The organism is Rhodococcus sp. MSC1_016 (genome assembly GCF_023667485.2).
In the GTDB taxonomy this organism is placed as follows: domain Bacteria; phylum Actinomycetota; class Actinomycetes; order Mycobacteriales; family Mycobacteriaceae; genus Rhodococcus_F; species Rhodococcus_F oxybenzonivorans.
Window position 1 is genome coordinate 3,922,185 of record NZ_JAMOZI020000001.1, and the last position, 19,491, is coordinate 3,941,675.

General features: G+C 66.3%; 21 protein-coding genes and 1 riboswitch. Of the genes, 12 read left to right on the forward strand and 9 right to left on the reverse strand.

What is annotated here, in order from left to right; all coding sequences use genetic code 11:
- Positions 1 to 3: 3 nt before the first annotated feature.
- Positions 4 to 756, reverse strand: coding sequence for an isocitrate lyase/PEP mutase family protein (locus tag L1080_RS18185; RefSeq protein WP_213573185.1), 753 nt, complete (start codon positions 754 to 756; stop codon positions 4 to 6).
- A gap of 111 nt (positions 757 to 867) precedes the next feature.
- Between L1080_RS18185 and L1080_RS18190 the strand changes: the two genes are divergently transcribed.
- Positions 868 to 2,238, forward strand: coding sequence for a hypothetical protein (locus tag L1080_RS18190; RefSeq protein WP_250775028.1), 1,371 nt, complete (start codon positions 868 to 870; stop codon positions 2,236 to 2,238).
- Here L1080_RS18190 and L1080_RS18195 read toward each other — a convergent pair.
- Positions 2,235 to 2,645 (reverse strand): NUDIX hydrolase, encoded by a 411-nt coding sequence (locus tag L1080_RS18195; protein ID WP_159920126.1) that lies wholly within the window; start codon positions 2,643 to 2,645, stop codon positions 2,235 to 2,237. The two genes, L1080_RS18190 and L1080_RS18195, sit on opposite strands and share 4 nt — an antisense overlap.
- A 214-nt stretch (positions 2,646 to 2,859) precedes the next feature.
- Here L1080_RS18195 and L1080_RS18200 point away from each other — a divergent pair, with 214 nt between their 5' ends.
- The 6 genes from L1080_RS18200 to mnhG are packed head-to-tail and all read left to right on the forward strand — an operon-like array spanning position 2,860 to position 9,034.
- On the forward strand, positions 2,860 to 5,694 hold the full coding sequence (locus tag L1080_RS18200; protein WP_250775026.1) for a Na+/H+ antiporter subunit A: 2,835 nt from the start codon (positions 2,860 to 2,862) through the stop codon (positions 5,692 to 5,694).
- Positions 5,691 to 6,257, forward strand: coding sequence for a Na(+)/H(+) antiporter subunit C (locus L1080_RS18205; protein WP_159920122.1), 567 nt, complete (start codon positions 5,691 to 5,693; stop codon positions 6,255 to 6,257). Before L1080_RS18200 ends, L1080_RS18205 begins: the two co-directional genes overlap by 4 nt.
- The gene (locus L1080_RS18210) at positions 6,254 to 7,876 is read left to right on the forward strand and encodes a Na+/H+ antiporter subunit D (RefSeq protein WP_159920120.1); all 1,623 of its coding nucleotides are present in this window, start codon (positions 6,254 to 6,256) and stop codon (positions 7,874 to 7,876) included. Before L1080_RS18205 ends, L1080_RS18210 begins: the two co-directional genes overlap by 4 nt.
- Positions 7,873 to 8,445, forward strand: coding sequence for a Na+/H+ antiporter subunit E (locus L1080_RS18215; RefSeq protein WP_250775024.1), 573 nt, complete (start codon positions 7,873 to 7,875; stop codon positions 8,443 to 8,445). Before L1080_RS18210 ends, L1080_RS18215 begins: the two co-directional genes overlap by 4 nt.
- Positions 8,442 to 8,699, forward strand: coding sequence for a monovalent cation/H+ antiporter complex subunit F (locus L1080_RS18220; RefSeq protein ID WP_109327667.1), 258 nt, complete (start codon positions 8,442 to 8,444; stop codon positions 8,697 to 8,699). The genes L1080_RS18215 and L1080_RS18220 overlap by 4 nt, the downstream gene beginning before the upstream one ends.
- Positions 8,696 to 9,034 (forward strand): monovalent cation/H(+) antiporter subunit G, encoded by a 339-nt coding sequence (mnhG, locus tag L1080_RS18225; RefSeq protein ID WP_109327665.1) that lies wholly within the window; start codon positions 8,696 to 8,698, stop codon positions 9,032 to 9,034. Before L1080_RS18220 ends, mnhG begins: the two co-directional genes overlap by 4 nt.
- On the opposite strand, the gene L1080_RS18230 is transcribed toward mnhG, so the two are convergent.
- From L1080_RS18230 to L1080_RS18250, 5 genes are all read right to left on the reverse strand, one after another.
- The gene (locus L1080_RS18230) at positions 9,003 to 10,340 is read right to left on the reverse strand and encodes a phosphatase PAP2 family protein (RefSeq protein WP_250775057.1); all 1,338 of its coding nucleotides are present in this window, start codon (positions 10,338 to 10,340) and stop codon (positions 9,003 to 9,005) included. The two genes, mnhG and L1080_RS18230, sit on opposite strands and share 32 nt — an antisense overlap.
- 69 nt (positions 10,341 to 10,409) lie before the next feature.
- Complete coding sequence (locus L1080_RS18235; RefSeq protein ID WP_159920112.1) at positions 10,410 to 11,534, reverse strand: glutamate--cysteine ligase; 1,125 nt, start codon at positions 11,532 to 11,534, stop codon at positions 10,410 to 10,412.
- A 75-nt stretch (positions 11,535 to 11,609) separates the two neighbouring features.
- A complete protein-coding gene (gene sodC / locus L1080_RS18240; RefSeq protein ID WP_159920110.1) occupies positions 11,610 to 12,326 on the reverse strand; it encodes a superoxide dismutase[Cu-Zn] in 717 nt (238 codons plus the stop codon).
- Positions 12,327 to 12,422: 96 nt separating this feature from the next.
- On the reverse strand, positions 12,423 to 12,932 hold the full coding sequence (locus tag L1080_RS18245; protein WP_284708606.1) for a LytR C-terminal domain-containing protein: 510 nt from the start codon (positions 12,930 to 12,932) through the stop codon (positions 12,423 to 12,425).
- Between the two features lie 76 nt (positions 12,933 to 13,008).
- Positions 13,009 to 13,347: a DUF3263 domain-containing protein gene (locus tag L1080_RS18250; protein ID WP_109327656.1), complete on the reverse strand. Its 339-nt coding sequence runs from the start codon at positions 13,345 to 13,347 to the stop codon at positions 13,009 to 13,011.
- A 179-nt stretch (positions 13,348 to 13,526) separates the two neighbouring features.
- On the opposite strand from L1080_RS18250, the gene L1080_RS18255 reads away from it, so the two are divergent.
- Genes L1080_RS18255 through L1080_RS18265 form a run of 3 tightly spaced genes read left to right on the forward strand, consistent with a single transcriptional unit; the run spans position 13,527 to position 15,894 of the window.
- Entirely contained in the window at positions 13,527 to 14,117 is a 591-nt protein-coding gene (locus tag L1080_RS18255; RefSeq protein ID WP_159920104.1) for a peptide deformylase, read from the forward strand.
- Positions 14,107 to 15,081: an N-acetylglutamate synthase, CG3035 family gene (locus L1080_RS18260; RefSeq protein ID WP_250775018.1), complete on the forward strand. Its 975-nt coding sequence runs from the start codon at positions 14,107 to 14,109 to the stop codon at positions 15,079 to 15,081. Before L1080_RS18255 ends, L1080_RS18260 begins: the two co-directional genes overlap by 11 nt.
- 9 nt (positions 15,082 to 15,090) lie before the next feature.
- Positions 15,091 to 15,894, forward strand: coding sequence for an exodeoxyribonuclease III (locus L1080_RS18265; protein ID WP_250775016.1), 804 nt, complete (start codon positions 15,091 to 15,093; stop codon positions 15,892 to 15,894).
- Positions 15,895 to 15,927: 33 nt separating this feature from the next.
- Here L1080_RS18265 and L1080_RS18270 read toward each other — a convergent pair whose 3' ends face one another.
- On the reverse strand, positions 15,928 to 16,287 hold the full coding sequence (locus L1080_RS18270; RefSeq protein WP_159920098.1) for a GNAT family N-acetyltransferase: 360 nt from the start codon (positions 16,285 to 16,287) through the stop codon (positions 15,928 to 15,930).
- A gap of 89 nt (positions 16,288 to 16,376) precedes the next feature.
- A complete protein-coding gene (locus L1080_RS18275; protein ID WP_159920096.1) occupies positions 16,377 to 16,751 on the reverse strand; it encodes a GNAT family N-acetyltransferase in 375 nt (124 codons plus the stop codon).
- A gap of 132 nt (positions 16,752 to 16,883) precedes the next feature.
- A riboswitch (TPP riboswitch) is annotated at positions 16,884 to 16,991 on the forward strand.
- Between L1080_RS18275 and thiC the strand changes: the two genes are divergently transcribed.
- Together thiC and thiD are read left to right on the forward strand one after the other, a co-directional pair.
- Positions 16,983 to 18,629 (forward strand): phosphomethylpyrimidine synthase ThiC, encoded by a 1,647-nt coding sequence (gene thiC, locus L1080_RS18280; RefSeq protein WP_250775014.1) that lies wholly within the window; start codon positions 16,983 to 16,985, stop codon positions 18,627 to 18,629. Its footprint overlaps the riboswitch before it by 9 nt.
- Positions 18,630 to 18,639: 10 nt before the next feature.
- Complete coding sequence (gene thiD / locus L1080_RS18285; RefSeq protein WP_250775012.1) at positions 18,640 to 19,485, forward strand: bifunctional hydroxymethylpyrimidine kinase/phosphomethylpyrimidine kinase; 846 nt, start codon at positions 18,640 to 18,642, stop codon at positions 19,483 to 19,485.
- The last annotated feature ends 6 nt before the right edge of the window (positions 19,486 to 19,491 follow it).

Below are 19,491 nucleotides of genomic sequence, written 5' to 3' on the forward strand. Positions count from 1 at the left end.
GGGTCAGGACCAGCGGCCGAGCAACGTCGCGGCGTGCGCGGCGAGGGCAGCTTGGAAGAACGGACCGAAGCTCACGCGTGCGACGCCGAGCGGCCCGAAGGATGCCGGGTCGTCCTGGTCGGGCAGGCCGATCGCGTTGACGGGCAGCGGAAGCTCCGAAGTGAGACGTTTCTGGGTGGCGTCGTCGTGGCGGCCTACCGGGTACAGGACGTCGGCGCCGGCGTCGGCTGCGAGCTTCAGCCGGGAGATGGCACGGTCGACGCGATCGGCATCGTCACCGACCTTCTTGACGAACAGGTCGGTCCGCGCATTGACCACGACGTGCACGCCTGCGGCGTCGGCGGCCTGGCGTAGTTTCCCCACGAAGTCGGCGTGCTCCTGCGGCTCACGCAGCCGGCCGCCTTCACTGTGGACGGTGTCCTCGATGTTCAGCCCCACGGCGCCGGCGCCGATCAAGCCGTCGATGAGGCGAGCAGGTTCCTCCCCGTAGCCGGATTCGATGTCCACCGAGATGGGCAGGTCGACGGCGGAGGTGATCTGGGCGATCCGATGCAGCAGCTCGTCGAAGGTGATTCCCTCGTTGTCGGGCTTGCCGATCGAGTCCGACACCGGATGGCTACCGACCGTGAGTGCTCGGAAACCCGCGGAGACAGCCAGATTCGCGGACCACGCATCCCATACCGTCGGCAGGATGACCGGGTTACCGGGCTGATGCAGCTGCAGCAGCGTTGTGGCCTTCTCGTGGATCGACGTCATGGGTGGGCTCCTCGCCTCGGAAAGTGTTGGACGGAGTCGTTCTCGGTACGCCTTCGTTGGCAACGCGAGGTGGGTGCCGTCCATTCCTCGCTGCTCGAGTACCGTGAGTGGATGGACTTCCGCGAACCCCTGTCGGCGGCGGCGGCCCTCGCCTCCGGCGCACTGGCCGGGTTCGTTCTCACCAATCCCCGCAATCGCGCGTGGGCCATTTATGCGTCGGATCGTGAGATCGACCGGTGGCTCAACAGTCAGCCGACCGGTGTCGTGGTTGCCCTCGTCCTCGCCGTCATCGCTGTGGCCGGACTGCAGCGGTCGGGCTCACGCCGCGCCTCGTGGATTGTCGCCGCGGCGTGTGCACTCGTCCTGATCGCAACCCGCTCGGCGGTGGCCGGGGCAAGTGGTGTCGACACGCTGATCGCGTTGCACTTCGCGAAGACCGCAACCGCGGGGATTCTTCTCGGAGCCGCGGTCGCCGCAGTGTGGGGACGGTGGGGTCCGCAGCTGACGCTGACGCTCGGCGCGGCGGGAGCGTTCGTTCTCGCGAGCGTCGCGCGACTACCACGCGGTGACACCGAGTATCTCGAGCCGGCAAGCCGGAGTACGTCCGCGATCGGGGAACCACCGATGTGGTTGCTGATCGGGACGCTGGTACTGGCCCTCGTGTCGACCGCCCTCGCCCAGAAGCAGTTCCGGGTGCAGCGTCCCGAACGTCGAACCCTCCAGACGGCATTGGCCGCGGCACTGGCTCTCGCTCTCCTCAACCGGCTACTCGGCGCGTGGATCGACGACCACGAATTCGGTGAACCGCTGACGGTGTGGCTGATCATTGCCTTCTGCCTCGTGGTGGTGCTGGTGTGCACGGAGGTGTCCGCACGCTTGCTCCCCGGTGCCGACGGGCATTTCCTGCTGGCCGCCACGGCAGTCACCGCCGCGGCCATGCCCGTCCTCGACGACCTCCGGACCCCGCGCGTGACAACCCCCGCCGCCGCCGTCCTGATCGTCGGTGTCACAGCGTTGGCACTGGGCATCGCGGTCGCGGTCCGGGTTCCTCCGACGTTGCGACGACCGTACTGGGGGCTCGGGCTCGCCGCCCTCGTTCCCCTGACCACCGCCATACAACCCGACTTCGGCAGTGACGCCGTCCTCCTTCTCGCCCGGCTCTTCGTCCTGTGCACCGGGATGGGTTTTGCGCTGGCAGCCGCGCTCCCCGCGTCGGCGCCGGTCGCGGTTCTGGGTCTGGCGTTGCCGTTCGCCTCGCTCGTCTTCGTGGCGGCAACCACCATCCCGGGCAGCCGGGTCGTGTATGCCGGCGCCCATGAACCGCTCGGCGCTGTGGCGGCGTTCACCCCCGACGGTCCCTCGCCCGCCTCGACGGCATCGGACCATCTCGCCGGGATCGCGATGCTGGCCGTCGTGGCGTACTGCGCCTACTCGATACGGTCGCGTCGCCTACCGCTGGAAACGACCGCACCGCTCACCTAGTCGAGCAGACCCAGCGACTGCAGCCGGCGAAACACCAGCATCGAACCGGGCGCGACGTCGGGCATCGCCGCGTACTCGTCGACCGTGAAGTACCGCAGTTCCGCGATCTCGCTCGTGGGCCGCGGCTCAGCGCTCAGTTCTGCAAGAAAGCACGTCATGTGCAGGGCGGTGCCTTCGGGATGCCCGTACGCCGGCGCTTCGAAGACTCCCAGTTGCTCGAGGGTGCCGTCCACGATTGCGGCGTCGAGTTCTTCCCGAATTTCCCGGTGCAGCGCCTCTTCGGCGTTCTCGCCGGGATCAATCTTGCCGCCGGCCATGTAGAACGCCGACTTTCCGACCGATCTCGTCTGCAGAAGCCGCCTCCGGCGGATGTGAGCGAGGGCTGCGGTTCGGATCTCGGCGGGCACGCCTCACAAGATAGAACAGCCCGCCGCGGCGTTGAAATGACGCAGCGTGACAGGCCCGCCCGTTTCGTCCGGTTTGCCGGGACTCGAGGCCGAAACCTGGAACCAGTAAGATGTACGTCGTAGACCAACTCGCTAGCTTCGCGAACGGTCTACACCGACTCGGTTCGCTGCGTTCCGACACCCCGCCGCCCGCTGACCAACGACGGAGTGCCTTTTGCTCGCTGTTCTGCTCGCCCATGCTGTCGCCGCCGTTCTGGCTCCGCTTGTGGTGCGCATGTTCGGCCGCAACGCTTTCTATCCGCTCGCGCTCGTCCCGCTGGTATCTCTCGGTTGGGTGATCGCGCACTGGGGGACGGTGCAGACCGTCTCACTCGAGTGGATCCCCGGCCTGTCGATGAACATCGACTTCTGGTTCGATCCCCTGGCCGCCATCATGTCGGTGCTCGTCCTCGGGATCGGCGCCCTGATCTTGATGTACTGCGCGCGGTATTTCACCGACGACGAGCCGCGGCTGGGTATTTTCGCCGCGCAGATGGTGGCGTTCGCCGGCGCAATGTTCGGGCTCGTCGCCAGCGACAACATGTTGTTGCTGTACACCTTCTGGGAGCTGACGACGGTCCTGTCGTTCCTGCTGGTCGGCCATTATGCCGAGCGCGCCTCGAGTCGCCGGGCCGCGACGCAGGCGCTGCTCGTCACCACCGCGGGTGGGCTGGCCATGCTCGTCGGCATCATCATCCTCGGCCAGGTCGGTGGCACGTACAACCTGTCGGAATTGATCGAGGTCGCACCCCGGGGCTGGCTCGCCGGTGTCGGCGTTGTGTTGGTCCTCATCGGTGCGCTGTCGAAATCCGCGATCGTCCCGTTGCATTTCTGGCTGCCCGGAGCGATGGCCGCCCCCACTCCGGTCAGCGGCTATCTGCACGCCGCCGCCATGGTGAAGGCCGGCATCTATCTGGTAGCCCGGCTGACCCCCGGCTTCGCCGACGCCGCCCCGTGGCGATTCACCATCGTCACGCTCGGGCTGCTGACGATGGTGCTGGCGGGGTGGCGTGCGCTGCGGGCCTTCGACCTCAAACTCGTCCTCGCGTTCGGCACCGTCAGTCAGCTCGGATTTCTCATGGTGCTCGTGGGTCTGGGTACGCGGGACGCCATGCTGGCGGGGCTGACCATGGTGGTCGCCCACGCGATGTTCAAGGCGGCGCTGTTCATGGTGGTCGGGATCATCGACCACTCCACCGGCACCCGGGACATCCGGAAACTGGGCCACCTGGGCGCCCGCGCACCGGCGCTGACGGTGTTCGCGGCCCTTGCCGCGGCCAGCATGGCCGGACTGCCGCCGTTCCTGGGTTTCGTCGGCAAGGAAGCAGCCTTCGACTCGTTGCTGAGCACCACGGCGCTCGCGGACCCCGCTCGCCTCGTGGCCGTGGCCGTGGTGGTGGTCGGATCGATTCTGACCTTCGCCTACAGCGTGCGGTTCATGTGGGGGGCATTCGGGCGCAAGCGGCTCGAGAATCCCACCGTTGCCGTGCAGAAGATGCACGCCCCCGGCCCGATGTTCCTGGCCGCGCCCGCGGTGCTCTCGGTGCTCGGTCTGGCCGCGGGTGTGGCGTCACCCCAACTCGAGAAGCTGCTGGTTCCGTACTCGCAGACTCTGCCTGCCGAGGGCGCTTCCGACTACCACCTCGCGCTGTGGCACGGCGTGAACACCGCCCTGCTGTTGACGGTGGTCGTATTCGCCGTCGGCACCGCCCTGTTCGTGGCGCAGCGGTGGGTCATCCGGTTGCGGTTCGAACATCCACCGCTCGGCAACGCCGACCGCATCTACGACGCGACACTCCGCTTCATGGACGCCCTGTCGATGCGGCTGACCGGCGCCACCCAGCGCGGTTCGCTCCCCCGGACCCAGGCGATCATTCTCGCCACGCTCGTCGTGCTGCCGCTCGTTCTGCTGTTCACCGGCAGCCGCACCGACGCCGACCTCCGACTGTGGGACTCGCCGGTGCAGTTCGTGATCGGGCTGATGATGGTGGCGGCCGCGCTCGCGGCGACGGTGATGCGCAACCGGCTGGCCAGCGTCATCCTCGTCGGCCTCAGTGGATACGGCTGCGGTGTCCTGTTCGCGCTGCACGGCGCCCCGGACCTGGCACTGACCCAGTTCCTCGTCGAAACGCTGACTCTGGTGATCTTCGTGCTGGTGTTCCGCAAGCTTCCCGCCGAGGTCGACGAGAGCAGGGCGATCGGTTTCAAGCTGCCCCGGGCACTGCTCGCGGTCGCGGTCGGCGCCACCATCACCACGATCGGTGCCTACGCGATCAACGCCCGCAACACGGTGCCCATTCATGGGTTGCTTCCCGACGCCGCGTACTACATCGGAAACGGCAAGAATGTCGTGAACGTCCTGCTCGTCGACATCCGAGCCTGGGACACGCTCGGTGAAATCTCGGTTCTGCTCGTCGCCGCGACGGGTGTCGCGAGTCTGGTGTTCCGCAATCGCCGCTTCGGCAGTGCGCCCCGCGTGTCGGACGCCCCTGCGGTCACCGTCGAACAGGCGTCCGCGCAGTCGGAGACGACCTGGCTGCTCGGTGGAGATCTCATCGATCCCCGACACCGTTCGCTGGTTCTCGAGGTGACCACCCGGCTGATCTTCCCGACGATCATGGTGCTGTCGGTGTACTTCTTCTTCTCCGGGCACAACGCACCCGGTGGCGGATTCGCCGGCGGTCTCACCGCGGGGCTCGCCCTTGTGTTGCGCTATCTCGCGGGCGGTCGGTACGAGCTGGGAGAAACGGTCCCGATCGACGCCGGCAAAATTCTCGGGCTGGGCCTCACACTCGCCGCGGGAACGGCCCTGGTGTCGTTGTTCCTCGGCGCACCCGTGCTGTCGTCCGCAGTGTTCGAGGTGACGGTCCCGCTGCTGGGACACATCAAGCTGGTCACCGCACTGTTCTTCGACCTGGGTGTGTACCTCATCGTGGTCGGTCTCGTCCTCGACGTGCTCCGCAGTCTCGGCGCACGTCTCGATGCACAGATCGAGGTGAACCAGAAATGAGTGCAAACATCGGATTCCTCGTCATCATCGGCGTCCTGGTGTCTGCAGGCGTCTACCTGCTCATCGAGCGCAGCATCACGCGCATGCTCCTGGGACTGCTGCTGTTCGGCAACGGGATCAATCTTCTGATCCTCACGTCGGGTGGCTCGGACGGCAATCCCCCGATCGTGGGCCGCGACTCCATCCACGAGTCGATGGCCGATCCCCTCGCGCAGGCCATGGTCCTCACCGCAATCGTCATCACCATGGGCATTGCGGCCTTCGTCCTGGCTCTCGCGTACCGGTCGTTCAAGATCACCACCGCCGACCTCGTCGAGAACGACCCCGAAGACACCCGGGTCCTGCTGCGGCGTTCGCCCTCGGAAGCCCCCGACCGCGACCGCTCCGACGACCCCGTCACCGGCGAGCCCAGTTTCACCGGTGACGCCTTCGACCGGAACGGTAATCCCATCCCATTGGAAGCACTACGGAACCTCGAAGACCTCGAGGGTTACGAGGAGCTGCACACCGGCGATTTCGACGACGACGAAGACGACAAGGCCACGATCGGAAAGAAGCCGTGACCCTGTCCCCGCACCTCGTCACCACACTCGCGCCGCTGCCCGTTCTCGTGCCCATGCTCGCCGCCGCCGCGACCCTGGTACTCGGCCGGCGTCCCCGGGCCCAGCGGGTGATCACCCTCACCGCACTGATCGCCGTGCTGGTCGTGTCCGCGCTGCTCCTGTACCTCGCGGACCGCGACGGTACGACGGCGATTCAAGTGGGCGGCTGGGACTCCCCCATCGGCATCACCCTCGTCGTCGACCGTTTGTCCGCGATGATGCTCGTCGTCTCGTCGATCGTGCTGCTGGCCGTCATGGCATACGCGGTCGGTCAGGGCATCCGCGACGGAAGTGAAGACCAGCCCGTCTCGATCTTCCTGCCCACGTACCTGGCCCTCACGGCAGGAATATCCAACGCCTTCCTCGCCGGTGACCTGTTCAACCTGTATGTCGGTTTCGAGGTGTTGCTCGCGGCCAGCTTCGTCCTGCTGACTTTGGGAGCGAGCGCCGAGCGGGTCCGCGCGGGCGTGTCCTACGTGATGGTGTCGATGGTGTCGTCGCTGATCTTCCTGGCCGGCATTTCCTTCGCCTACGCGGCCACCGGCACCCTCAACCTCGCCGACATGGCCACCCGGCTCGACGGCATCCCGTCGGGCACGCGCACCGCCATCTTCTGTGTCCTGCTCGTGGCGTTCGGGATCAAGGCCGCGGTCTTCCCCCTTTCGACGTGGCTCCCCGACTCCTACCCGACCGCGCCGGCACCGGTCACGGCCGTCTTCGCGGGTCTGCTCACCAAGGTGGGTGTGTACGCGATCATCCGCGCACACACGCTGCTGTTCCCGGAGGGCGAACTCGACAACGTTCTGATGGTGTGCGGCCTGCTGACGATGCTCGTCGGCATCTTCGGTGCGATCGCGCAGAGCGACATCAAACGCCTGCTGTCCTTCACCCTGGTCAGTCACATCGGCTACATGGTGTTCGGTATCGCGCTGTCCACGCAGTCGGGACTTTCGGGTGCCATCTATTACGTGGCGCACCACATTCTCGTGCAGACCACGCTGTTCCTCGTCGTCGGTCTCATCGAACGACAGGCCGGGTCGTCGTCGCTGCGCCGGCTCGGCGGGCTCGCCGCCGCCAGCCCCGTCCTCGCCATCGTCTTCCTCGTCCCTGCGCTGAACCTCGGGGGCATCCCGCCGTTCTCCGGGTTCATCGGCAAAGTGGCCCTCCTGCAAGCAGGTTCCGCGGACGCCGGGGTACTGGCCTGGATCCTCGTCGGCGGCGGCACCCTCACCAGCCTGCTCACCCTGTACGTGGTGGCCCGCATCTGGACCAAGGCGTTCTGGCGGGCCCGCGCCGACGCCCCGGAAGGTGACCTCGCCGATGTCAGCCCGTCGGCACTGATCGACGAGTCCGAGGCCGACATCCCGTTCGACGACCGCGCCGACGTGGGGCGCATCCCCGCGATGATGTTGCTTCCCACGGTCGCGCTCGTCGGGGTCGGCCTGGCCATGACGGTCTTCGCCGGGCAGATCATCTCGATCAGCGACCGTGCCGCCACCGACCTGCAGGACCGCTCGATCTACATCACCGCCGTCCTGGGCGATCGCAGCGGGGCCGAAGCGCAGGAGGCGCCGCGATGAAACGCGAGAGATTTCTCCAACTCAGCGCACTGGTCTGGTTGACGGCCGTATGGATTCTCCTGTGGGGAAACCTCAGCATCGCCAACGTGGTCGGCGGAGCGGCGGTCGGTGTGCTGATCATGGTGCTCATGCCCCTGCCGGGGGTGCCGGTCCAGGGACGCGTGCACGTCCTGTCGCTTCTCCGGCTGGCCTGGAAATTCGTCTACTACTCGCTCGAATCGAGCCTGCAGATCGCCTGGCTGGCGGTACGCCCCGGTCCACCACCGGTCACCGGCGTTCTGCGGTACCAACTCGGAATCAAATCGGATCTGGTCCTAACCCTGTTCATCGACGTCGTGAATCTCATCCCGGGAACGATGGTGCTCGAGATCGATCAGGTTCGACGAATCGTGTACGTCCATGTACTCGACATGGGTTCGGCGAAGGCGGTCGGCCAGTTCTACCGCACGGTCGCGCAACTGGAACGCTTGTTCATCGCCGCCTTCGAGCGCGACTCCGAATGGAAGCCGAGTGCCTGGCACTTCGGTGACGAGCAGTACGAGGACCCCACTCAGAAGGGCACCACATGACAGTCGTCTCCGTCATATCCGGGATCGTTCTGGTGATCGCCGGCGTGCTGACCACCTTTCGGCTTCTCGACGGGCCCAACTCGCTGGACCGCCTCGTCGCCCTCGACACCCTGATCGCGCTCGCCATGTGTGGTCTCGCGGTGTGGGCCGCCTACACGGGCGACACCACGATCGTCCCTGCCATCGTCGCCCTGTCGCTGGTCGGCTTCATCGGTTCCGTGTCGGTGGCCCGCTTCCGAGTGAGTGACAAATGACCAGTGTCCTGAACTACATCGGCGCCGGTCTCATGCTGGCGGGCTCTCTTCTCGCGCTCACCGCGGCCATCGCCATCGTGCGTTTCCCCGACACTCTGCGGCGGATGCACGCCGCCACCAAACCGCAGGTGGTCGGACTGAACATGGTGCTGGTGGGCGCCGTAATCGAACTGCGGGGCAACGTCGACATCTGGATGTTGATCCTCGTCGGCGTCTTCACTCTCTTCACCGCGCCCGTCATCGCGCACAGCGTCGGCCGCGTGGCGTACCGGGAGCAACGCGATCAGGACGGGCTGATGATGATCAACGAGCTGGAGCCTCCAGAGCGGCCGTGACCACAGGCCGGGAACCGACGGTGCCCCAGCGGTGCAGCGCGCTGTCCTCGCGGGCGAAGAAGGTCGCGTAGAACCCGAGAATCACAGCGGCGAGGACACCGATCACGATCGGTCCCGAGACCTCGGGGAAGCGGCCCATCGGCACAGCCAGATAGCGGTAGCTGAGCAGCAGTACGACGAGTGCGATCGTCCCGCCCCCGACGAGCCGAATCCGGAACCAGCCCCACCCGCGTTCGGGGTCCCGCAGGGCCGACTCGATGGTCAGGCAGAGCACCGCTCCCGCCACCAGGTCGACTCCGTAGTGATAGCCGAAGCCGAGCGTCGCGGTGAGAGTGCATACCAGCCAGAACGTGCCGCCGAGCCGAAGCCACCAGGTGCCGCCGCGCGAGTGGATGAACAGCGCGAGCGCCCAGGCAGTGTGCAGACTGGGCATGCAGTTGCGGGGTGTCACCGCATCGAACGCCATCGGCGCGGGGGTGAAGTCGGGAGTCGGAACGAAATTCGGCCAGAAGTTGCCGGCCTGGAAGCCCTGCCCGTCGGTGCCGAATGCGAAGATCGGCCCGACCACGGGGAAGAGAAGGTAGAAGATGGGCCCGACGAGGCCGATCAGCAGGAACGTGCGGACGAGATAGTGCGTGGGCCATCCGTTTCGCAGCTGATAGATCGCCACCGCGATCGCGGCGACCGGGAGTTCGATGTAGACCCAGTGCAGAACCCCGTAGCCGACCGAACCGAGCGCATCGACCAGCTGTCCCATGTGCCACGACGGATTTCCCAGCGCATGGTCGGCGAGCTGCGCGTATTCGTCGAGAACCATCGGGCCGGCCATGATCGTGATCTGCAACCACGCATCGCCGAACTTGGTCGCGAGAATGAGCAGGGCACCGAGCGCCACCCCCTTCAGCGCGCTGTGCCGCTGCTCGCCGGTCCACCGGACCGCCGCGTAGACACCCACCGCGGTGAGGACCCACGTCGCACCGTTTCCGACGGTGAGAGGGCCTCCCGCCGCGTACCGCACAGCGGCAACGGACACATCGATGCCGGCCGCGGCCGACAGGGCCACGATCCGCTGCCGTGACGTGAGCCCGACCATCGCGAGCGCGAGCCCCGCCCAGGGGACGGACGCCGACTTCGGGGTCAGAACATAGTCACGGACCAGGCTTTCGAGTGGCCCCTGGAATCCCTGCGCCGACGCGAGCAACTGCACCGTCACCAGCGCAGCCACGACCCCCAGCACGCCACCGGCAACGAGCGTGGGCGACCGGTCGACGGACCTCCCCGGCCGTGCAACGGCTACTTCGTCGATCGACACCCGGCAAGTGTAAACAACACATGAACGGAAGGTGGACAAGCGTCCGACCCCGGTACCGCGGTGTCAGGTGCCCAGCTCCTTCACGAGAGCATCGACGACGGCCACCAGATCGCCCCCAGTCGCCTCCGCGACCTGGCGTTGGCGCTGATAGGAGGCCCCGCGGCGCGGGATATCGGCCACAGCCGCCAGTTCGTCCGCACACCCGATGCGCGCAGCGGTGGGTGCGAGCTTCTCGAGCAGATCGTTCAGGTCGTCGGTGACGAGCCTCTCGTTGCTGTCCGAGTCGAGGATGATCTCGGCGTCGAGCCCGTACCGCGCCGCCCGCCACTTGTTTTCCTTGACATGCCACGGCTGCAGGTTCGGCAGGTTCTCGCCGGCCTCGAAACGCCGGTCCAGATCGACGATCAGGCAATGCACGAGCGCCACGAGCGCACCGAGTTCGGCCCGGGTCGAAATTCCATCGAAAACCCGCACCTCGATGGTGCCCCAGCGCGGAGCCGGGCGGATGTCCCAGTGCATGCCGCCGATCTTGGTGATCACCCCGGTTTTCATCTGATCACTGATGAAGTCCTCGTACTGCGCCCAATTCGCGAACTGGTAGGGCAACCCCGCCGTGGGCAGCTGCTGAAACATCAGCGCACGGTTACTGGCGTACCCGGTGTTGACGCCCGCCCACATCGGTGACGACGCCGACAACGCCAGGAGATGCGGATAACGCTGCAGCAGAGCATTGAGAATCGGGAACACCTTCTGCGGTGACGACACACCGACGTGAACGTGCACACCCCAGATCAGCATCTGCCGCCCCCACCACTGCGTGCGTTCGATCAGCTCGTCGTAGTCGGGTGTGCGGGTGACCAACTGGGTGGACCACTGCGCGAACGGGTGGGTGCCGGCGCAGATCAGGTCGACACCCAAAGGGTTGGCGGCCCGCCGCAGCAGATCGAGCGACTCGTCGAGATCACTCATCGCCTCGCCGACGGTGGAGTGGATGCCGGTCACGAGTTCGACGGTGTTGCGCAGCAACTCCTTGGTGATGCGCGGATCCTCGGGGCCCGCCAGATTCGCCACCGCATCGAACACCTCGGCGGCGGTGTTGGAGAGATCGCGCGTGACCCTGTCGACCAGCGCGATCTCCCACTCGACACCCAGTGTCGGCCGCGGCGAACCGGGAAAGGGAACTACCACGATTCCGATCCAACCACAGGCCGCACGGTGCGGCAGTACACCGACATCCCGGCGTCAACCGGGATGTCGGGCATCTCAGCTTTCGCCCAGGACACCGCAGGCCACACGTGAGCCTGCGTCCCCGGTGCTCAGGGTTTCCTGATCGGGAGCGGGTGCGTATCGGGTGGGGATGTTTGCGAAGTTGTCGGCGCCGGAGTGGATCATGACCGCGGTCCCGGCTTCGCTGTTCTTCAAGTCCTCCACCGTGAACGCATCAGTGGTGGTGACCAATTCGCCGGTACCGTCTTCGAGAATCTGCAGCGAGGTGAGGTCGCCGCTGGACGGGTGGCCGGAGTGTCCCTCGACCTGGAAGTGTCCACCGGCGGAGAGGAAGTTGCCGGGTGCACCGCCGGTGGGGGCGACGGAATTCGTCTCACACTTGCCGACCGAATGCACGTGGAACCCGTGGAATCCGGGAGTCTGATCCTTGACCGACACGGTGACCTCGACGTGCTCGCCGGACTGTGTGAAGGTGGCGGTGCCGACGTCGTTACCTTCGGCATTCTTGAACGTCGCAGTGAGGGTTTCGCTTCCGCTTCCGCTCTCGCTGTGCCCGCCGGCCGAACCGTGGCCTGCGTCGCCGGGAACGTCTGCGGCACTGGGATCGGCGGCTCCGGTCCACACGGGGGGCGTGGTGCCCGAGACGTCGGACGGCTCCTCGTTGTTACTGCAGGCGGTCAGCCCCAACGCAGCGATGGCCACCACGGGGGTGACAATGCGCCAGGACATCCGACGGGTAGTACTCGAGGCCATCAAAACCGCTCCTTTGAGGTGGCGAAGAAGTGCAACTGATCATAACCACGACGCCCCTGGACCGGCCTTCCGGTCCAGCCTGCACCGGCGCTCGCGCTACCCGGCGGCGGTGACGATGACGATGACGCCTGCGGAAGAGTTCGCGATACCGGCGAATCGGGGTTTGGCCGTAGCCCCCAGTTCGGCGGCGATCTGCGTCGCCGCTTCCTTCTCGGCAGGCGAATTTCCGTAGTAGACGGTGGTTTCGGAGATCGTTCCGTCGCTATAGTTTCCCGTTTCGGCCACCGTCCAGCCGGCCTCGGTGAGCTCGGTGGCCGTCTGTCCGGCGAGTCCGGTGACGTTGCTGTTGTTGAACACCCGCACGGGCACCGACGACGCGTCGGCGGACACGGATGTACCCGAGGGACCGGACGTGGTGCTCGCCGACGCGGACGTCGAGGTGGCACCGGACGCCGGCGCGGTCGCAGTCGTCGTGCGCGCCGCGGCAGAAGCCGGCGGGGCCGCGGAGGCGGTCGTGACGGTGGCCGCAGTGTTCTCCGAGTCCGAATCACCGAGTGAGGCGAACCCGAGACCGGCGAAGAGTATCGCGAGAGAAATCAGCACCATGGCGAGGGCACGTAACGGCGGGCCGGACGATTGCGGATTCTGATTGCTCACGGTGTCGACCTTAGCGACCGGGATACTAGGTGACGTCGAACCCGAGGCGACGAGCGGCGCGAGCCTTCTGCCTGCTGGCGCGCAGACGCCGCAGCCGCTTCACGAGCATCGGATCTGCCGCGAGCGCCTCCTGGCGGTCGACCAGGGCGTTGAGCACCTGGTAGTACCGGGTGGCCGACATGTCGAAGAGCTCCTTGATTGCCTCTTCCTTGGCCCCGGCATACTTCCACCACTGGCGCTCGAAGGACAGGATGTCGTGTTCCCGACGGCTCAGTCCGTCGGTCCCGACCTCGTCGACACCTGCGGAGTTGTCGTTGTCGGTGCGCTCGGACTGGTTCCGACTACGCGCTGTTGCGCCGTCCATGTCACTCCTCGACTACTAGCTCTCGCTCGAATTCAGCGAAACCACGTTCCCCCGGCTCCTCGATCGCGTGGGCCGACCGAGCAACGAATTACACAGCTGTACTTCAGCGACTATTCAACCATGAGGAAGGCCGCAGGCAGTGCCGGCGACGCGGGCGCGCCGCACTATCCTTGACAACCATGGCCATCCTCCCCATCCGGATCGTGGGCGACCCGGTACTGCACAAGCCGACCGAGCCGGTGTCCCAGTCACCCGCAGAGCTCGCCGAACTCATCGCGGACATGTACGACACGATGGACGCCGCCAACGGTGTCGGGCTCGCCGCCAACCAGGTCGGCGAGTCGCTGCGCGTGTTCGTCTACGACTGCCCCGACGTCGACGACAGCGGCAAAGCCTTCCGCCGTCGCGGTTGCGTCGTCAATCCGGTGCTCGAAACGTCCGAGGTCCCCGAGACCATGCCCGACCCGGACGACGACGTCGAAGGCTGCCTCTCCGTCCCGGGCGAGCAGTTCCCCACCGGCCGCGCCGACTGGGCCAGAGTCACCGGCACGGACGCCGACGGCAGTCCCGTCGACATCGAGGGGCGCGGATTCTTCGCCCGGATGTTGCAGCACGAGGTGGGGCACCTCGACGGCTTCCTCTACGTCGACATGCTGATCGGCCGCAACGCGCGGGCCGCGAAGAAGACGATCAAACGCGCCGGCTGGGGCGTCCCGGGCCTGAGCTGGGTGCCGGGAACGGTCGAAGACCCCTTCGGGCATGACGACTGACATTCCTGTCGGTAGCCGGGTGGTGCTGCGTTACGCATTGCCTCCCGGCCACAGCCACCCGATGACCGACGTCGTCGGGATTCTGGAGGGCGTCGCGCCGTTCGTCACCGTACGTGCGGCGGACGGTTCGGTCGTCGAGGTGGAACCCGACCGGGTGATCGCACTCAAGGCCGTCCCCGCGCGGCCGGTCCGCACCAGCGAGATCCGGGCGCTCGAACTCGCCTCCGCCGACGGTTGGCCGGGAGTCGAACACGCCTGGATCGACGGGTGGCTGGCCCGGTACGGTCACGGATTCACCGGGCGCGCGAACTCGGCGGCCCCCCTCGGTGACCCGGGAACGGTCGGCGACCTGGCAGACAGCTCCCCCGGCAGCACGCTCGATCGTCTCCGCCACTGGTACGCCGAGCGCGACCGCCCGTTGCGGCTTCTGCTTCCCGATCGGCTGGGCGCGGTGCCACCAGGATGGAATCTCAGCGACGAGGTGGTCGTGATGGCCGCCGATATCGCGAATCTCACTCTTCCCCGTGGCCCTCGCACGACCACGATCACCGATCGTCCCGACAACGATTGGCTCGCGCTCTACCGGTACCGCGGGTCCGCGCTCCCCGACTTCGCGGTCGACGTGCTCGACGCCGTCCGCGGCGGCACGCTCGGCTTCGGCCGGATCGGCGCCGCCGACTCCACCCTTCTCGCAGTCGCACGCGGTTCGGTGACCTCGGCCCCGGACGGCCGCCTGTGGGTGGGACTCACCGCGGTCGAGGTGGCGCAGGCCCACCGCAGGCGCGGTATCGGCAGCCTGATCTGCGGCGAGATGATCGCGTGGGGTCGCGAGCAGGGAGCCACCCATGCCTGCCTGCAGGTGGCCGCGGAGAACGAGGGTGCTCAGGCGATGTATCGCGGCCTCGGCTTCGTTGCGCACCATCGATACCGGTACGCGACGGAACCTGTCGGCGGCGGGCACTAGGCTGACTGCGTGCGCATCGCTACCTGGAACGTGAATTCTGTTCGTGCCCGTACCGACCGGATCCTCGACTGGCTTCAGCGGACCGACACCGACGTGTTGGCCATGCAGGAGACCAAGTGCAAGGACGAGCAGTTTCCGTACGAGCGTTTCCGCGAACTCGGTTACGAGGTGGCGCACGTCGGTATCAGTCAGTGGAACGGGGTGGCCATCGCGTCCCGCGTGGGGCTGACGGACGTTCGGATCGGTTTCGACGACCAGCCCGGGTTCCACAAGGATCCAGAGGTTGCCCCTGTCGAGGAAGCCCGCGCGATCGGTGCCACATGCAACGGTGTCCGCGTGTGGAGCCTGTACGTTCCGAACGGACGCGAGCTGGCAGATCCGCACTACACCTACAAGCTCGAGTGGCTGTCGAAACTGCGTTCGGATGCGGTCCGGTGGCTGGAGAAGAATCCCGAGGAGCAGATCGCCTTGGTCGGCGACTGGAACATCGCGCCCACCGACGACGACGTGTGGGATCCTGCCCTCTTCGAAGGCAAGACGCACACATCCGCACCCGAGCGGGAGGCCTTCCAGTCGTTCCTCGAATCAGGTTTCACCGATATGGTGCGGCCGCACACACCGGGTCCGGGCGTGTACACCTACTGGGACTACACGCAGCTGCGATTCCCGAAGAAACAGGGAATGCGGATCGACTTCATCCTCGGCTCGCCCGCTTTCGCCCGCCGGGTCGACAAGGCGGAGATCGACCGCAACGAACGTAAGGGAAAGGGCGCGAGCGATCACGCGCCGGTCATCGTCGACCTCGGAGACTGACGCACCTGCACGAGCGCGGAGGCGTAGAGACGTTCAGTCCTCGACAAGGATGTCGAGGGACTCCGGGTGCCGCGAGAGATAGCGCTGGACGTAGGTGCAGATCGGGCGTACTTTCCACCCGCGAGTGCGTGCCTCGTCGAAGGCTGCGCGGACGAGTGTTTCCGCCAATCCCCGGCCGCCGAATTCCTCTTTCACCACCGTGTGCATGAACGCCACCACCTCGCCCGGTTTCGCCGTGAAACCGGGGATGTCGTCCTCGTCGCGATAGCCGAGAATCCCGACGAGTTCGTCACCGAGCCACAAGTCGAAGCGTTCGTGAGCCGGATCGTCGAGTACACGAACATCGGCGGCCGAGACGCTGCCCGACGGGGAAGACTTCGAAATGTGATCCATGCCACCATGGAACCAGTAAGTCGCAGACTGGGGGAGCACAAACGCCGTAACCGGGATCGATTCGTTGCCGGGTTTTCCGCGTCCAGCAGTCAGCGTTCGATCGGTACCACGAGATCGCGATACTCCGGATGTGCCGACAGGAAGCGCTGGACGTAGGTACACACCGGTCGCACCTTCCAGCCGTATTCCCTGGCCAGGTCGAGGGAGCGCCCCACCATCATCGACGCGAGTCCGCGATGCCCGAAGTCCTCGACGATCACCGTGTGCATGAACGAGACGATCGGAGCCGGGACGCTGGGCGGGCGCCGACCGGCCGTCACCCCCACCCCGGCGCCGGCGCCGGTCGGCGGCCCCGAGAGGTCGTAGTATCCGAGGATTCCGACCAGATCCCCACTCAGCCGCAACTCGAAGCGGTTCTGATCGGCATTGTCGATCACGTCCACAACCTGCGAGTCCGTCAGCACTGCGACCTCCTGGGGTTTGCTTCGTGATCAAAACGTGATGTACGTCACCATTTATACCGACTCTCCGGGCTGCTGTCCAAGGTTCCCCCGAATGATTTCTCACAGACATGTCGGTTACAGTCTGTGCGACAACTACACATCCACGGGGGCTCGCACCAGCGGGCTGAGAGGACGGCTAGGGCCGTCGACCGTCGAACCTGTCCGGGTAATGCCGGCGTAGGGAGCATCTCGATGAGCAGAACTGTATCTACGGCCACGTCCGTCACGACGGGGCCGATCGCGGGCAGCACCAAGGAATACGTGCAGTGGAGCGACGACATCCGCGTACCGGTCCGGCGCGTCCACCTGACCAACGGTGAGCATCTCGACCTGTACGACACGTCCGGCCCGTACACCGATTCGAACGCCCAGATCGACGTTGCGGCCGGACTGCCCCGCATCCGCGAGCAGTGGTCCGGGGATCGCGGGCAGACCCAGCTGGACGCCGCCCGGGCGGGCGTCCTCACTCCGGAAATGCGTTACTGCGCTGCGCGCGAGGGTGTCTCACCGGACACCGTGCTCGCCGAGGTCGCTGCGGGACGGGCCGTGATCCCGGCCAACCGCAAGCATGCAGAACTCGAGCCGATGATCATCGGCAAGGCGTTTGCGGTGAAGATCAATGCGAACATCGGCAACAGTGCGGTCACGTCCTCGATCGCCGAAGAAGTGGAGAAGATGGTGTGGGCCACCCGTTGGGGCGCCGACACCATCATGGACCTCTCGACCGGCAAGAACATCCACGAGACACGCGAGTGGATTCTGCGTAATTCCCCGGTCCCGGTGGGTACCGTGCCGATCTATCAGGCACTCGAGAAGGTGAACGGCGATCCGACCGCCCTCACCTGGGAGATCTACCGGGACACCGTGCTCGAACAATGCGAGCAGGGCGTCGACTACATGACGGTCCATGCCGGGGTGCTGCTCCGATACATTCCGCTGACCGCGCGTCGCGTCACCGGCATCGTCTCGCGCGGCGGCTCCATCATGGCGGCCTGGTGCCTGGCACATCACCGGGAGTCGTTCCTGTACACGCACTTCGAGGAGCTGTGCGAGATCCTGCACCGCTACGACGTCACATTCTCGCTCGGCGACGGACTCCGGCCGGGTTCGATCGCGGATGCCAACGACGAGGCGCAGTTCGCGGAGCTTCGCACCCTGGGCGAGCTCACGAAGATCGCGAAATCTTATGGCGTGCAGGTGATGATCGAAGGACCCGGACACGTGCCGATGCACAAGATCGTCGAGAACGTACGCCTGGAGGAGGAACTGTGCGAAGAGGCGCCGTTCTATACCCTGGGCCCATTGGCCACCGATATCGCCCCGGCCTACGACCACATCACTTCGGCCATCGGTGCGGCGATGATCGCGCAGGCGGGCACCGCCATGCTCTGCTACGTGACGCCGAAGGAGCACCTCGGGCTGCCGAACCGCGACGACGTCAAAACCGGCGTGATCACGTACAAGATCGCCGCGCACGCCGCCGACCTCGCCAAGCAGCACCCTCGGGCGCAGGAACGAGACGATGCTTTGTCGAAGGCGCGCTTCGAATTCCGCTGGCACGACCAGTTCGCGCTGTCCCTCGACCCGGACACCGCCCGCGAATTCCACGACGAGACCCTGCCTGCGGAGCCCGCGAAAACAGCCCACTTCTGCTCGATGTGTGGCCCGAAGTTCTGCTCGATGCGGATCTCCGCCGATGTCCGGGAGTACGCCGAGAAGAACGGCCTCGATTCGGTCGAGGCCATCGAGGCGGGCATGGCCGAGAAGTCGGACGAGTTCGTCGGCGCAGGTGGCCGCGTATATCTGCCCGTCGAATCCGTCACCTCAGAGAATCGGTAAGGTCCCCTCCGTGAAGCTGCTGCCCCTGGCCCCCGACGGCCAGACCCCCGTCCGAGTCCTCACCATCGCCGGCACCGATTCTGGCGGTGGCGCCGGAATTCAGGCAGATTCACGGACGATGGCTCTGTGCGGTGTCCACGCATGCGTCGCGGTGGCCGCCGTGACCGTGCAGAACTCCGTCGGTGTGAGCGGGTTCCACGAAATTCCGCCCGAGACGGTGGCGGCGCAGGTCCGCTCCGTCGTCGGTGACATCGGCGTGGGAGCGGCGAAAACGGGCATGCTGGCGTCCACCGCCATCATCGAGGCCGTCGCGGGTGTCTGCACAGAAGTGGGGATCGGGCGCGAACATCCGGTCCCGCTCGTCGTCGACCCGGTCTGCGCGTCGATGCACGGGGATCCGCTGCTCCACGCCGAAGCGCTCGACGCCGTACGGAACACGTTGATACCGATCGCGACGGTGGTGACGCCGAACCTCGACGAGGTCCGGCTCATCACGGGGATCGAGGTGGTGGACGACGCCACCGCGCGCCGCGCAGCCGAGGCGCTGCACGCGCTCGGGGCCCAGTGGTCGATCGTCAAGGGTGGGCACCTGCGTACGTCGGAGGTCAGTACCGACCTGCTCTTCGACGGGGACACGTTCCGGGAGTTCAGCAGCCCCCGGATCGACACCGGCAACGACCACGGAGGCGGCGACACCCTCGCGGCGGCCATCGCCAGCGCACTCGCCCACGGGTGGTCTGTGCCCGACGCCGTCGCGTTCGGCAAGGAATGGGTCACCAAGTGCCTCGAGGCGTCGTACGACCTGGGGGCGGGTCATGGCCCCGTCTCCCCCCTCTGGCGACTTCGTCACCCGTGAGTACTT